This window comes from Pseudomonas sp. Pseusp10 (genome assembly GCF_059492225.1).
Genome location: NZ_CP168528.1, coordinates 3936687 through 3950592, shown reverse-complemented (window position 1 = coordinate 3950592; position 13906 = coordinate 3936687). Strand labels below are relative to the sequence as shown.

11 protein-coding genes are annotated in these 13906 nt (G+C 59.7%); 3 read left to right on the top strand and 8 right to left on the bottom strand.

Features of this window, described 5'->3' with window-relative positions:
• Window positions 1-72 precede the first annotated feature (72 nt).
• The 5 genes from ACEN8Z_RS17740 to ACEN8Z_RS17720 all read right to left on the bottom strand — a co-directional run bounded on the left by ACEN8Z_RS17740 (window position 73) and on the right by ACEN8Z_RS17720 (window position 4453).
• Complete coding sequence (locus ACEN8Z_RS17740) at window positions 73-1026, bottom strand: D-2-hydroxyacid dehydrogenase family protein (RefSeq protein WP_495595084.1); 954 nt, start codon at window positions 1024-1026, stop codon at window positions 73-75.
• A 13-nt stretch (window positions 1027-1039) separates the two neighbouring features.
• Window positions 1040-2065 carry an alpha/beta fold hydrolase gene (locus ACEN8Z_RS17735; RefSeq protein ID WP_495595083.1) on the bottom strand — a complete coding sequence of 342 codons (1026 nt, stop codon included), beginning with the start codon at window positions 2063-2065 and terminating at the stop codon, window positions 1040-1042.
• Between the two features lie 313 nt (window positions 2066-2378).
• Window positions 2379-2813 (bottom strand): YqaA family protein, encoded by a 435-nt coding sequence (locus tag ACEN8Z_RS17730; RefSeq protein WP_495595082.1) that lies wholly within the window; start codon window positions 2811-2813, stop codon window positions 2379-2381.
• A complete protein-coding gene (locus tag ACEN8Z_RS17725; protein ID WP_007994766.1) occupies window positions 2813-3259 on the bottom strand; it encodes a DUF411 domain-containing protein in 447 nt (148 codons plus the stop codon). The genes ACEN8Z_RS17730 and ACEN8Z_RS17725 overlap by 1 nt, the downstream gene beginning before the upstream one ends.
• A 198-nt stretch (window positions 3260-3457) precedes the next feature.
• On the bottom strand, window positions 3458-4453 hold the full coding sequence (locus ACEN8Z_RS17720; protein ID WP_495595081.1) for an aldo/keto reductase: 996 nt from the start codon (window positions 4451-4453) through the stop codon (window positions 3458-3460).
• A gap of 117 nt (window positions 4454-4570) precedes the next feature.
• On the opposite strand from ACEN8Z_RS17720, the gene ACEN8Z_RS17715 reads away from it, so the two are divergent.
• Both ACEN8Z_RS17715 and ACEN8Z_RS17710 read left to right on the top strand, forming a co-directional pair.
• On the top strand, window positions 4571-5497 hold the full coding sequence (locus ACEN8Z_RS17715; RefSeq protein WP_495595080.1) for a LysR family transcriptional regulator: 927 nt from the start codon (window positions 4571-4573) through the stop codon (window positions 5495-5497).
• 180 nt (window positions 5498-5677) lie between these two features.
• Window positions 5678-5866 (top strand): hypothetical protein, encoded by a 189-nt coding sequence (locus ACEN8Z_RS17710; protein WP_007983579.1) that lies wholly within the window; start codon window positions 5678-5680, stop codon window positions 5864-5866.
• A gap of 8 nt (window positions 5867-5874) precedes the next feature.
• On the opposite strand, the gene ACEN8Z_RS17705 is transcribed toward ACEN8Z_RS17710, so the two are convergent.
• The 3 genes from ACEN8Z_RS17705 to ACEN8Z_RS17695 all read right to left on the bottom strand — a co-directional run bounded on the left by ACEN8Z_RS17705 (window position 5875) and on the right by ACEN8Z_RS17695 (window position 12581).
• A complete protein-coding gene (locus ACEN8Z_RS17705) occupies window positions 5875-6246 on the bottom strand; it encodes a fe2+ zn2+ uptake regulation protein (RefSeq protein ID WP_495595079.1) in 372 nt (123 codons plus the stop codon).
• A gap of 277 nt (window positions 6247-6523) precedes the next feature.
• Window positions 6524-7525 carry a FecR family protein gene (locus ACEN8Z_RS17700; RefSeq protein ID WP_495595078.1) on the bottom strand — a complete coding sequence of 334 codons (1002 nt, stop codon included), beginning with the start codon at window positions 7523-7525 and terminating at the stop codon, window positions 6524-6526.
• Between the two features lie 214 nt (window positions 7526-7739).
• Complete coding sequence (locus ACEN8Z_RS17695) at window positions 7740-12581, bottom strand: hypothetical protein (protein WP_495595077.1); 4842 nt, start codon at window positions 12579-12581, stop codon at window positions 7740-7742.
• 234 nt (window positions 12582-12815) lie between these two features.
• Here ACEN8Z_RS17695 and ACEN8Z_RS17690 point away from each other — a divergent pair, with 234 nt between their 5' ends.
• Entirely contained in the window at window positions 12816-13856 is a 1041-nt protein-coding gene (locus ACEN8Z_RS17690; protein WP_495595076.1) for an Ldh family oxidoreductase, read from the top strand.
• The last annotated feature ends 50 nt before the right edge of the window (window positions 13857-13906 follow it).

The window sequence follows — 13906 nt, the reverse complement described above, 5'->3', positions numbered from 1 at the left end:
GCCAGGCGCAGTGCAAGGTTGATGTGATGAGAACACCGCAGCATGAACAATTATTCGTTGTGGGATTTTCGTTCAAGCCAGCAGACGAATTGGAGCCCCTGCCGCCCAAGCCTGTATGTCCTCGATCATTTGCGAGAAAAACAGCTGGTAGTTCTGTTGGCTCACGTACCCGACATGGGGGGTTGCCAGCACATTGTCCAGGGTCCGGAACGGATGGTGGGCGGGCAGCGGCTCATGTTCGAAGACGTCCAGGGCGGCACCGGCCAGCCGTTGTTTCTGCAGCGCCTTGATCAGCGCCGTTTCATCGACGATCGGTCCGCGCGCGGTGTTCACCAGTAAAGCCGTGGGCTTCATCCAGCCAAGGGCCTGTGCGTCCACCAGGCCCCGACTGCGCTCGCTGAGCACCAGGTGCACCGACAGCACGTCGGCCTGTTCGAACAGTTGCTGCTTGCTGACATAGGTCACACCGACCTGCGCCGCACGTTCGGCCGTGAGGTTTTCACTCCAGGCGATGACGCGCATGCCGAACACCTGACCGAACTGCGCGACTCTCTGGCCGATGCTGCCCAGACCCAGGATGGCCAGCGTCTTGCCATGCAAGTCGCCGCCCAGGCCTTGTTGCCACTGGCCGGCACGCAAGGCATTGGCTTCGACCACCAGGTTACGGGTCGCGGCCATGATCAGCGCCCAGGTCAGCTCCGGCGCGGCGTGTTTGTAGCTGTCGGTGCCGCAAACCTGAATACCCAGCGCAGTGGCGGCTTTCAGGTCCAGGGCCGCGTTGCGCATGCCGCCGGTCACCAACAGTTTGAGTTTTGGCAGGCGGCGCAGCAGGTCTTCGTCGAAACGGGTGCGCTCGCGCATCACGCAGATCACCTCAAACCCGGCCAGGCGCGCGGCCAGGGACGGGTTGTCGGCGGGGTAGTCATGGAGAAAACTCACCTGGCCGAGGCTGTCCAGCGCCGACCAGTCCACTACATCCCGCGCCACATCCTGCCAGTCATCGATCACTGCAATCTGCACAGGCATTAGCCTTTCCTCTTCAACGCACGGGGTGGGTCTTGTTCAGCCAGGCAAGCAAAGCCTGGTGGAATTCTTCCGGTTCTTCCATCTGTGGCGCGTGGCCCATGCCAGGGAATTCGACCAGCGTGGACTGGGGAATCAGCCTGGCCACTTGTTTGCCGAGGACGTCGTAGTGACCGATCTTCGCCTTGACCTCGGGGGAGGCGATGTCACTGCCGATGGCGGTGGTGTCGGACGTACCGATCAACAGCAGGGTCGGTACTTTCAGGTCTTTGAATTCGTAGTACACCGGTTGAGTGAAGATCATGTCGTAGATCAGCGCCGAGTTCCATGCGACTTGCGTATGCCCCGGGCCCTTGTTCAGGCCGGCGAGCATGTCGACCCAGCGATCGAATTCGGGTTTCCAGCGGCCGCCGTAATAGGTGGTGCGTTCGTAGTTGCGGATACCGTCGGCGCTGAGTTTGAGTTCGCGTTCATACCATTGATCAACCGTGCGATAGGGCACGCCGAGAGCTTTCCAGTCTTCCAGGCCGATGGGGTTGACCAGTGCCAGTTGCTCGACCTGTTCGGGGTATTGCAAGGCATAGCGGGTGGCGAGCATGCCGCCGGTGGAGTGCCCCAGCAGGGTGGCTTTCTGAATGCCCAATGCCTTGAGCAATTGTTGGGTGTTCGTCGCCAGTTGCTGGAATGTGTACTGATAGTGCGCCGGTTTGCTTGAAGTGCAGAAACCGATCTGGTCCGGGGCGATGACCCGGTAACCGGCGTCGCTGAGGGCTTTGATCGAGCCGTCCCAGGTGGCGCCGCAGAAGTTCTTGCCATGCATCAGCACCACGCTGCGACCGTTGGCCTTGCCATGGGCGGCGACGTCCATGTAACCCATTTGCAGGGCTTGGCCCTGGGATTCGAAGGCGAAGTGCTTGAGTGTGTATGGATAGTCGAATCCTTGCAGTTCAGGGCCGTACGCCGGTCCTTCGGCGTGGGCGATGACGGGCAGGGCGGCGGTCAACAACAGGCCGGGTAACCAGCGGGGGAAAGTGCGTGACATGGGAGAACTCCATAGAAAGTCCGCCGATGCTGGATCGAGTCGATTAGGGCGACATTAAACACGGGCAATCGCCGCTAATGCCAGCCAGTTAAGTGGTAATGCGATGTAGCAGCTGCCGAGCCCGCGAGGCTGCGTCCGGCTGCGAAGCAGTCGTAAAATCAGTCATTGCGGTACGTCAGGCAGACCGCGTCAGCTGGACTCACGACTGCTATGCAGCCGAACGCAGCCTCGCGGGCTCGGCAGCTGCTACAAAGGGTGTCGCGGCTGAAATTGCTTAACTGACTGGCATTAGGCAATCGCCGCCTTCGGTGGTTCAACCCGCCCAGCCCAGCGTCGCCACGGCCAGTACGCCATAGCGCGCGCCTTTGGCCAGGGTGACGATCAGCAGGAAGCGCCCCAATGGCTCGCGCATGACCCCGGCGACCAGTGTCAGCGGATCACCGATCACCGGCAGCCAACTGAGCAGCAATGACCAATGGCCGTAGCGTTGGTAGTGCAGCCGGGCTTTTTCCAGGTGCCGGGGGCTCACCGGAAACCAGCGTCGGTCGCGGAACCGCTCGATCCCACGCCCCAGCCACCAGTTAAGCAGCGCCCCCAGAACGTTGCCGAACGTTGCCACCGCCAACAGAGCCCAGAGCCCATACTGATCACTGAGCAGCAGTCCGACCAGCACGGCTTCGGATTGCAGCGGCAGCAGCGTGGCGGCACCGAATGCCGCGAAGAACAGCCCGAAGTACGCGCCGGACATCAATGGGCGGGGTAGTCCGCAACCACCACGTCAGTGCCGTCCTTTTTCAGACCGATGACCTGATAGGCATCGCTCATGCCGTCCATCTCCATGCCGGGCGAACCCATGGGCATGCCGGGCGCAGCGACGCCCAGCAGATCATTACGCTTGCTCAAGGCCAGGACCTGGTCGGCCGGGACATGACCCTCAACGAATTTGCCGTTGATCAGCGCGGTGTGGCACGAAGCCAGACGCGGCGGCACGCCGTGCCGTTGCTTGAACTCACTCATGTCGGCTTCGACGTGGTCTTCGACCTTGAAACCATTGGCTTCAAGATGGCTGATCCATTTTTTGCAGCAACCACAATTGGCGTCGCGATGAACCTCGATCGGAACGAGGTCGGCAGCCTGGGCCAGGGAGGAAATGAACAGGGCGCTCAGGGCGATCAGGCGCAGAGGGTTTCGCATGGGATTCGTCTCGGCTAACGGGCAAAAAAAACGCATTCTGACCATTTTTCCGGGTCAGGTATTCATGGAGTGTTTCGAAGTACTACAAAGCTCGGCAGCTTGATCATCGTAGATCAACGCTGACAGGTAGATGAGGGATGCATTACAAAGTTGTCAGGTCGGACCTTGAGCGCCGCTGGCGACGCTCAAGGGTGACGCTTATCGGTCGAGCAGCTTCATGACCTCTTCCGGATAACGCAGGCCAGCGGTGGCATTCGCCCCAAAGACCGCCTCCAGCGCGTGCAGCTCTTCGGCGCTCAACGTCACCTGCAGTGCGGCCACGTTTTCTTCCAGGTACTTGCGTTGCTTGGTGCCCGGAATCGGTATCAGGTAATCACCCTGGGCCAGCACCCACGCCAGCGCCAGTTGGCCCGCCGTCACGCCTTTCTCTGCCGCCAGCGCTTGTACCTGTTGCACCAGCAGCAGGTTTTTCGCGAAGTTTTCGCCCTGAAAGCGCGGGCTGAAACGGCGGTAATCGTCTGCCGCGAAATCATCCGGACTTTTCAATGCGCCGGTCAGAAACCCTCGGCCCAACGGGCTATAAGGAACAAAGGCGACGCCCAGGCGCTGGCAGGCTGCCAGGCAACCGTTTTCTTCCTGATCACGGCTCCACAACGAATATTCGCTTTGCAGCGCACTGATCGGATGAACCTTGTGCGCTCGTTCCAGGGTCGCCGCCGAGGCTTCGCTCAATCCCAGATAACGCACCTTGCCGGCACTGACCAGTTCGGCCATGGCGCCTACGGTTTCCTCGATGGCCACCTGCGGGTCGATTCGGTGTTGGTAGTACAGGTCGAGGGTGTCCACCCCCAGGCGCTTCAGGCTGCCGTCGATGGACTGGCGAATGTATTCCGGTCGACCGTTGACGCCTCGGGCGGTGGGGTTGGCCGGGTCGCGAACGATTCCGAACTTGCTGGCCAGGAACACCTGATCGCGCTTGCCGGCAATGGCCTTGCCGATCAGCTCTTCATTGGAGTGCGGGCCGTACATATCGGCGGTATCGAGCAGGGTGACGCCCAGCTCAAGGGCGCGATGCAGGGTGGCCGTGGCTTCGCGGGTGTCGGTGCCGGTGGTGTAGAAGTCGGTCATGCCCATGCAGCCCAGGCCGATGGCCGACACCTGTGGACCGTTCTTTCCCAATTGACGTGTGTGCATGAAATCAGCTCCTTGTGAAGTGAATCGCCATTGTTCACCTCGACAGAAACAAGATAAACCGGCTAAAACAGCTATCACTATTCGTTAATTCTAAACAATCAGTCGGTGGAGCCAGTAATGGACCGTTTCAACGCCATGCGCGTCTTTACCCGAATCGTCGAGCTCGGTGGCTTTGCCAGGGCTGCCGACAGCCTGCAATTGCCCCGGGCTTCGGTAACCATTCTGATCAAGCAACTGGAGGCGCATCTGGGGGTGCAACTGCTGCAACGCACCACGCGGCAGATCAGCCTGACGCTCGACGGTGCGGCCTATTACCCGCGTTGCGTGCGCTTGCTGGCGGATCTGGAGGAGACCGAAGCGGTGTTCAGTGCTGCACGCCACAATCCCAAGGGGCTGCTGCGCGTGGACATGCCGGCGGGAGTAGGGCGCCTGGTGGTGATTCCGGCGTTACCGCAATTCACCGCCCGCTATCCGTTGATCGAGCTGGAAATCGGCTTGAATGACCGGCCGGTGGACCTGATTCGCGAAGGTGTCGATTGTGTGTTGCGCGGTGGCGCTGCGCTGGACGATTCGCTGGTGGCGCGGCCGCTGGTGATGATGGATCAGGTGACCTGTGCCAGCCCCGACTATCTGCAGCGACATGGAACGCCAACGACCCTGGATGACCTGCACGGGCATCAGGTCGTCGAGTATTTCTCCAGCAGCAGCGCAAAACGCTATGGGCTGGAGTTTGTCGTGGATGGCCAGGTGCGCCCGGTCGACCTGCCCAAGCGGGTGGCGGTCAACAGTGCCGATGGCTATCTGGCGGCGTGCGAGGCGGGATATGGTCTGGTGCAGACGCCGTACTATCACGTCGCCCGGCAACTGGAGGAAGGGCGTTTGTGTGAAGTGCTGAGGGAGGTGCCGCCACCGGGCATGCCGATGACGGCGCTTTATCCGCCGCACCGCCAGTTGTCCCGGCGGGTGCGTGTATTTGTCGATTGGCTGGTGGAGCTGTGTGCCCGGCCCGGCAATGACTTTTACAGAAAGGACTCAGGACGTTGAGCAGCTATCAACGATGTTGGTAGTAACCCGGTCCGCCATGGTTGTCGCCGCAATGAAGCTAAAACTCTTCATCGGCTGTAACATGAGACCCGCTTGTAGCGGCTTATTCCCGAAACAGGGAAAGTGCCTGGCATGCATATCGATACAAACCGGATACATTTTCAGATTCAGGAACCCGCAATGACTCAGTCGCAACGTTTGAAATACTCGATTCTGATCTCCCTGGTGGTGCTGGGGATCATGTTTGGCCTTTCCTGGTTGCAGAACACCGGCGTCATCAGCGAAAAAATGTTCCAGTACATCGCCATCGGCGTGGCGGTGATCGTGGTGGTCGTCAATGGTGTGATGCGCCGCAAGGTCAAGCCCTGATCATTCGATCATTGGTTGCGCAGGATGGCAACAGCCTGTGGATGCAGGCTGTAGCTTTTGTCGGGGTTGAGGACAATCACGCCTTCGCTGCACAAGCGCTTTAGCACTTCACGCACGCTGAGAAAGGACAGAGGAACATCCAGGTCCAGCAATTGGCTGTGTACGCCACGCACACCCAGACTGCGGTCGCTTTCGGCGGCGGTCAGCAGGGCATCGATGACTTTCAGGCGGATCAGGCTGGTTCGCAGGCCAAAACTTTTGAGCAGGATTCTGATGCGCTCGTTGCCGTGGCGATCGGTACGCGTCTCGAATACGTCGACTCCCATGGAAGTACCCTTTGGCGCAGCGCTACCGTCCGTTGGCAGTTGCGAGTTGTACATTGCAAAACTCCTTTTCAGAGCCTGATCAGGAAAAGTGGGCGCTCTTACGTGACTAGACGTATGAGCACTCCAAATCATGAAGACTCAAATGTAGAAAATTTGTCGCCATCGTGTGATCAACCCGTGAGTCCTCGTGCAGTCGTGCAGTAAAACCCTAAATGACCCGAACTATCAGGTACAGACGATCAGTCAGCAGGATGCAAAGGTGCCCGCGCAGTAAAGAAGTGGAGATTTGCATGGGCGCTGAAGGTCGCATCCCAAAAGGGGGGCGGCCTTTTCAGCCTTTCGGGGATTTTTGCGGAATCGCGTTGACCACCAGATTGCCATTCTGATTGCGGGTCAGGTAGACCGGCAGGACCCGCGGCAGGGACTTCACCAGGCCGTTGATCTCCTTGATGTTGTAGATACCGCCGATGTGGATCGAGCCGGTGCTGTTGTCAGCGACCATCAACGGTTTGTCCAGGTAGCGATTGATCAGCGGCAGCGCATCGTGGAGTGCCAGATCGTCGAGCACCAGTTTGCCCTGGCGCCACGCCAGCGAACTGTCGTTGTCATAGGTCTGGCTGATACGGGGGATGAAGTCACCGTGGCGATAACTGGCCTGCATCGCCGGATCAAGGCGCAAGCCGTCGCCGGACAGGTCGTCGTTGCTGCTGACCAGTACCGAACCCTCGATCAGGCTGACCTTGACCTGGTCTTCGTACATCCACACATTGAATTGGGTCCCGGTCACCCGAATCCGGCCTTCGGCGGCCTTGAGCACAAACGGGTGACGGGTGTCATGGCTGACACTGAAGAAAGCTTCGCCTTTTTTCAGCGTGACTTGCCGCTGATCCTTGAAGTTGCTGTACGTCAGCTCGCTGCCCAGGTTCAGTTCCACCTGGCTGCCGTCGTTCAAAGTGACGGTACGAACATTGTCGGTCGCTTCGAAATGCTGGTAAGCGTTCGGTACCCAGCCCAGGTGCCAGCCGCCATAACCGGCCAGGGGCAGTGCCAGGGCACACACCGCCGCTGCAATACCCAGGCGGCGCCACGTTTTTTCGGGTTGGGGGCGAACCAGCGGCACAACCGGCTCGGGACGGGGCAAGTTGTCGGCGACATCCCAGATCTCCAGCATCGCCTCGTACTCGAAGGCGTGGAGCGGATGCGCATCACGCCATTGCTCGAACGCCTGGCGCTCTTGCTCGGTGCAGTCATTGGCGTGCAGACGCATGCACCAATGCGCAGCGGCATCGGTGACGGCGTCGTATTCGGCTTCCGAGAGCGTGTGGTCGGTCATTGGCTCATCCTGATTTCGTGCATTCTAACCTTGGGGGAAGTCTGCGAGAACATCAGTCATGGCATTTAACTATCAATGTGCAGTTCTTTTTCAACGCCTCGCCTCTGGAGCACTTGTTGTCGGGTAGCAGTATCTACAGGACGGGTGAAAAAACATCAAAATACGCGCCGCTGTACCGCGCAGATCCGGGGATCTGCGCGGTGTTACGTCGGGATCAGGTTTCAGGGGGCGAAGTGACGGGCACCGGGTCCAGTTGCCGGCCCATTTCGCAGATCAGAAACGCGATCGAGTCGGCATTGTGCAAAATGACATCGGTTCGGAACTTTGGATCCTGCACGTTTAAAAAAGCTTCCCGTGCCTTATCCATGGTCTTGCTGCCCGTTAGTTTCAGGATGGCCTTGCCGACGTGATAAGAACCCGGAATCGAATCCAGGCTGATCCACGTTTGCAGCCCACTGTTCCAGCGTGCGAACAGTTCCTCCTGCGGCGTTTCCATCGACAAGGCTTCTCGCTGGAAGTCCAGCTGTGACTGTTTCATGGCGGCGCCATAGGCGGTGATCGGCGCGACCAGATCGCTGAACGGGCGCCTGGCCTCCAGGGAGGCGATGTCCACGGCCTCGGAAAACAAATGGGCGAACTCGTGTATCAGCGTGGCGGCCTGACTGTGGCCGTCGACGTTGAAGGGCTGGGTTAAACAGGATTTGTACCAATCGAGTTGCTGATCGAAGAATCGTTCCGTGAAGTGCACGTTGCGCTGTTGATCCTTGTCCAGGACAAACGCGATGAGGTTGTCTTGCGGGTTCCGGTTTGAACCCACGATAAAGCGTCGCGAGTTCAACCAGTCTTCATCGGGATCGACCAGCGCGTTGCAGATGGGAAGGATGGCCTGTTTGATTTTGTCGAGCAGCCCTTGGTCGATCTGCCCAACGCCAAAAAAACCTTTAAGGAACGTATCCAGCCGTGTACCCGGGAGAAGTTTGCGTAGCTGCACCATGTTGTGGAGGCTGTTGAACGCGTAATAGCGAGCCATGTCGATGGCCTGCACGATCATCCGGGCTTTTTCGGGATGTTTTGCGCGGATTTCTTCCATCCCCCGGGCCTCGATGTTCAGCACATCCCGGACAATTTGGGCGTTGGCAAACTGATTGTGCATTTTCGAGAGCGCTTTGCCGAAGTGGACGGTGTGGGTATCCGGGTCGATCAGCAGTTGCTTGTCAGATGCTGCCCGTAACACGGGGCCTTCTTCTTCGCCCTTGATCATTCGCCAAACCGCCCCGGTCTTGTTCACGCCGTACACCTTGCCGGCAATAGCGGCGAAGGTCTTCTGGCTGGCCGCTTCGAGGTAGGTGCCGTCAGTGCGGCTTTTCGTCAGAGCTTTCAGTTCGACCGTGGTTTCGAACGGTTGCAGCCGCGTACGCAGCGCGGCTGTCGACCGGACCTGCGACCAGGGTTGTGCAATCACGGGGTTGGCAACCGGTTGAACAACCGCTTCACCGGTTGCCTGGGCGGTGTCGGTCCATCCTTCAAACGATAACCGGCCCAATGACACGAGTTGCGCGGCACCGGCAATAAAGTTCCGTAATGCTGCCCCCCAGTGATGGTCCTGCAGGGCTTCGGCCGAATTTCGGGCGTCCTTGAAGGTCTGCCAAAGAAATTGCCCATACGCGAGTTTGCCCGGCAGCAGGGCTGAAATGCGATCAATGCCCGAGCCGAACAGGTGTTTGACAGCCTCCCAGTCCGACTGACCGGCAGCGTGCGACTGGCTGCCGAGCAACTGCGCCAGCAGTTGGGTGTTGTCATGGAAAAAGCGGGTGAGCAGGTTGCCGTCGATGGGGTTGGAGGCGAGGGTGATTTCGCTCGACTGGCCGACGGTGGAATCGAACAGGTTGCGAAACACCGTTTGCTCACGGTCCGGCAGGCGCCGAATCAACATGTCCTGTAATGGCCCCGGCGTGTTGAGCGCCGCGACAACGCTCCCCTCATTGTCGAACTCGACAAACGGTGAGCCGCCGGGGTGGTAAGGGGCATAGAGGATTTGCGGGCCTGTCTTGCCACTGCCTGGGCCAATCAGATACAAGCCCAGTGCCTTGACGGCGGTGCTACCAGTTGTCTTGATCAGTTCCAGAGGCCGGGCAATCGCGTGCGCACCCTGCACGGCCGCCCGGGCGATGGCGTCCGGCATGTCCAGCACTTGCCCAAGCAAATCGAAAGCTCCGTCGGACAGCCGTTGCTGCAGCTTCAGTTGGTGGGCGTGTTGCAGCAGTTGCCAGGGCAGTTGCTTGACGAAACGCAACATCCGGCTTTCGACGCCCGCCGCTTGATTCGACAAGCTGTCCGTGACCTGTCTGGCGTAGTTCTGCGCAATGCCCAGTGACAGTAGCAGCTGACGGACCGCCGCCTGGTCCAACCCCGCGGGCAGTGCTTGAGGGGTTGCCGAGCTGACCTTGAACCCGGTGCCTTGCGCAATGTTGACATGGCTCAGGGCGAATTCAGTCAGGCTCCGGGCGGGGCCAGCCAGGGTCAGGTCGGGGGTGATTTCGATGTCGTCGGGGTCCAGCGCTTTTGCGGGGAAGCGCCTTTCGAGCAACGACGTCAGCGTTTCATGCACATACGACTTAAGCGGTTTGATCCCGTGCAAGTAGTCTTTGTCTTCATCAACGTTGTTGCGGTATTGCTCCAGCAGTTCAAGGTGCAGTCGCTGGTCTTCCAGCGGTGCCATGCCAAGCCAGGCGGGCAGGGTCTGCTGCCGGCTGATCGCCCGGGAAATCGAGATGGCCCTTCGCAGGTTGGTATTGAAGACCGTTGTGGTCAGGGCTTTCAGGGCTTTTTTCTGCTTCGTGTCGTTCAGTTCGAAGGTGCGCACGTGTTCGCAGCGAGCCAGAAAGTGCTCGATGGATGATTGCGCGACCTGCTCCAGTACAGGCCCTTCGATCAGCCGCAGCGGACCCAGCGAGTAGCGTTGGTGAAGGACGCGCTGGGCCGGGGTGAGGTTTTCCAGCAGCGCCAGGCGATGTCGTGGGTCGAGCAGGCGACGGTTCAGCTCCAGCCGTGCACGAGTGATGGTGTCAAACACTTCCAGGCCCTCGGCGGGTGTCCACAGGATCGTCCGGCCGGAATGCGAGGGATCGAGCCCGCCACGCTCGGTCAAGAGCAGACAATGGGCCAGGGGCAGGACATCCCTCTGGCCGGAGCACTCCAGGGTCAATGAGTAGGCGTCGGGCCGGAAGCCCTTGAGTGACCGACGATTGTGCCGGCCGGTCTGATCCGGGTTGAAAACCGTTTCGACAATGGCCCGGTCCGCGTCCCGCAGTGTCGCGCTGAGCCCGCGAAGACTGGCTTCACCGCGGATGCCGACGGAAAGCGCATGGGCCAGGCGGGGTTTCATGTTTTCCAGATAAACCCGCTGCAAGGCCAGCGAAGCGAGCGGTTGTGCTGCAAAGTCTGCGTTGAGCAGTGTTTCGATGTCGCTGAAGGTCTTGGCGAAAGCTACCGCCGTATCGGCTAGCACCATGGAGGGAAGCTGATCACCGGACAGTACTGGCCGGGTGCTCCAGCGTCCGTCGGCATCCAGCGTCAGCAAGCGTTCGCCGATCATCGAGCGGATATCCAGCGCCTTGTCGAACAGGGCGTGGATGTCCACGGCGCCGTCACTGTGACGAAACACCTGCAGGGCATATTCGATGTTCTGCAGTTTCTTGGTGATGATCGCGTCGAAGAGCTTGTTGAAGATCGCGCCGGAAATCACTTCCCCGGTCACATTCGGCCGATCAAAACCGATGAAGCGTTGGCGTTCGTCCAGGCTCAGCAGGCCATAGAGCTCATCCTCGTGACCGGCCGCGCTGAACTTGCTCAACAGGGTATCGCACAAGTCCTGATAGTCCTTGAGCACCTGCAGGCCTTCGGTGGGCGTGTAGAGAAACGCATCACTGGCGCTGACCATCAGTGAGCCGGCCAACTCGACATAGTTGGCCTGGTACTCCCACAGGCGCACGATTTCGACTGCCATTGACTGGTTCGTCCGGCTGGTCGGCGAGATCAACGCGTGCAAATCCTGGCTTTGCTCCGGGGTGATGATCCCGGCTTCGCGCTTGAGCAGCAGTTGCCCCCGTGCCTGAGCGGCGATGGCGCGGCCGAAGAATTCGCGACGCGATGCACCATCGGCACTCGCCGCCGCCCAGAAACCATCGAGCTGCCTGACCAACATGTTGATCAGTGTGCGTGAGAGCGTCGTGACCGCGGCTTCCCAGCGTGGCTGGTCGGCGTTTGCCGGGGACTTTTTCGGATGGGAAAATTCATGGGACTGTCCGGACGGCCAATGCTGGTGGCGATAGTGCAGGAGTACGGCGTCACTCAGGGACAGAGAGCTGACCCAGCGCCGCGCTGGACGGCTTTCATCATCGTTCTCTTGCGTTGTTGCCAGATTTGCCAGATGGAAATTCACCCGGGTCTGGCGCTGATCCAGGCCGGGGAAAGACGAATCCAGCTGTTCCCCCAACCATGTATCGAGCAGTGATGTCAGGGACGGCAGTGCTTTGAGTTCGTCGAGCAGGGCCTGGTCGTTGATCTGCTGTTGGGTGGAGAGGGTGTTGCGCTGGTCCTCGAACACGTCACCGTCGATGGTTTGAAAGTCCAGCCCGATTTCGGCAGCGTCCACCACGGCCTTGCGCAGGGACAACGCCATGAAGGCCAGCAGATCGTCTTCTTCGCTGGCCGCCTTGAGTTGAGTCACAAGGTGTAGGGTCAGGGCCGTACGGTCAGCGAACTTTTTTATTCCCGTGTAGGGGGTGTAGAGAATCAGGCCATTGTCATCGGGCGTCGCGGTCAGCAAAAAACTGCCGGCCAGAACCACAGGTTCCAGGCCAGGGATTTTCAGCAGGATTCTTTTCGCGAGCATGGGCGGCGTCTGCTGATCGCGCAGTGCCTGGCTGGCCAGTTCGATATGGCTGAGCCATTCGAAGTCCTTTAGCGTCAGCTCGTGGGTTTTGCCCAGTTCTCTCCAGAGGCCGCGCAACGTCAGCGCCTCAGGGAAAAACAGCGGAGTTACAGATGTAGACATCGTCGAGTCTCGTTCAAGGTGCCAAGCAAAGGCGCCTGTGGGTTGAGCATCGAGACTAAAAGCCGGTGCGTTGATGCAGGTGGTAAATAGATAACGCACGGGTAGTGGGCATTCGTGACACGGATATACGTCATCGACCCTGAGCGAAAGGTTGACAGGTCACTCGCCGCGCGTTGTTAATCGGCGGGTCTTTGTACGCTGTTGTTCCCTCCAATAATCATTCTGGAGCTTCAGATGTCTGCGCCACACGATCACGCGTCTACTGCGGTCTCGTCACACCTGTCACTCAAAGCACTGAGTGATTTGCTAGAGAAGATTTTTCTGCGTCATGGCACATCGGCCGACGTTGCCAGGGTGCTGGCGCAAAACTGCGCCGGTGCCGAGCGCGACGGCGCGCACAGTCACGGGGTATTCCGGATTCCGGGTTATGTTTCGACGCTGCAAAGCGGCTGGGTCAATGGCCAGGCCGTTCCGGTGGTCGAAGATGTGGCTTCAGGGTTTGTGCGGGTCGATGCCAATAACGGGTTTGCGCAACCGGCCCTGGCGGCGGCACGCGAGTTACTGGTACAGAAAGCCCGAAGTGCCGGCATTGCAGTGCTGGCGATCCGTAACTCGCACCATTTCGCGGCCTTGTGGCCGGATGTCGAACCCTTCGCGGATGAGGGCCTTGTGGCATTGAGCGTGGTCAACAGCATGACCTGCGTGGTGCCCCACGGCGCCGACCGGCCGCTGTTCGGCACCAACCCGATTGCCTTTGCTGCACCGCGGGCCGATGGCGCACCGATTGTCTTCGACCTGGCCACCAGTGCCATTGCCCATGGTGATGTGCAAATCGCCGCACGCGAGGGTGAGCGCTTGCCGGCAGGGATGGGCGTGGACAGTCTCGGTCAGCCGACCACAGACCCGAAAGCGATTCTTGAGGGCGGCGCGTTGCTGCCTTTTGGCGGGCACAAGGGCTCGGCGTTGTCGATGATGGTCGAGTTGCTGGCGGCGGCACTGACTGGCGGCAACTTTTCCTTTGAGTTCGACTGGAAGAACCACCCCGGCGCCAAGACCCCCTGGACCGGCCAATTGCTCATCGTGATCGATCCGAGCAAAGCGGCCGGGCAAAGCTTTGCCGAGCGCAGCCAGGAACTGGTGCGGCAAATGCACGGTGTTGGCTTGAAGCGTTTGCCGGGTGACCGGCGTCATCATCAGCGTGCAAGGTCGCTGGCCAATGGCATTGAGCTGGATGCCAAGACGCTGGCGAACCTGCGGGATCTGGCGGGGGAGTGATCACGAAAGGTTTGTGTGAATCCTTGTGGGAGCGAGCTTGCTCGCGATGA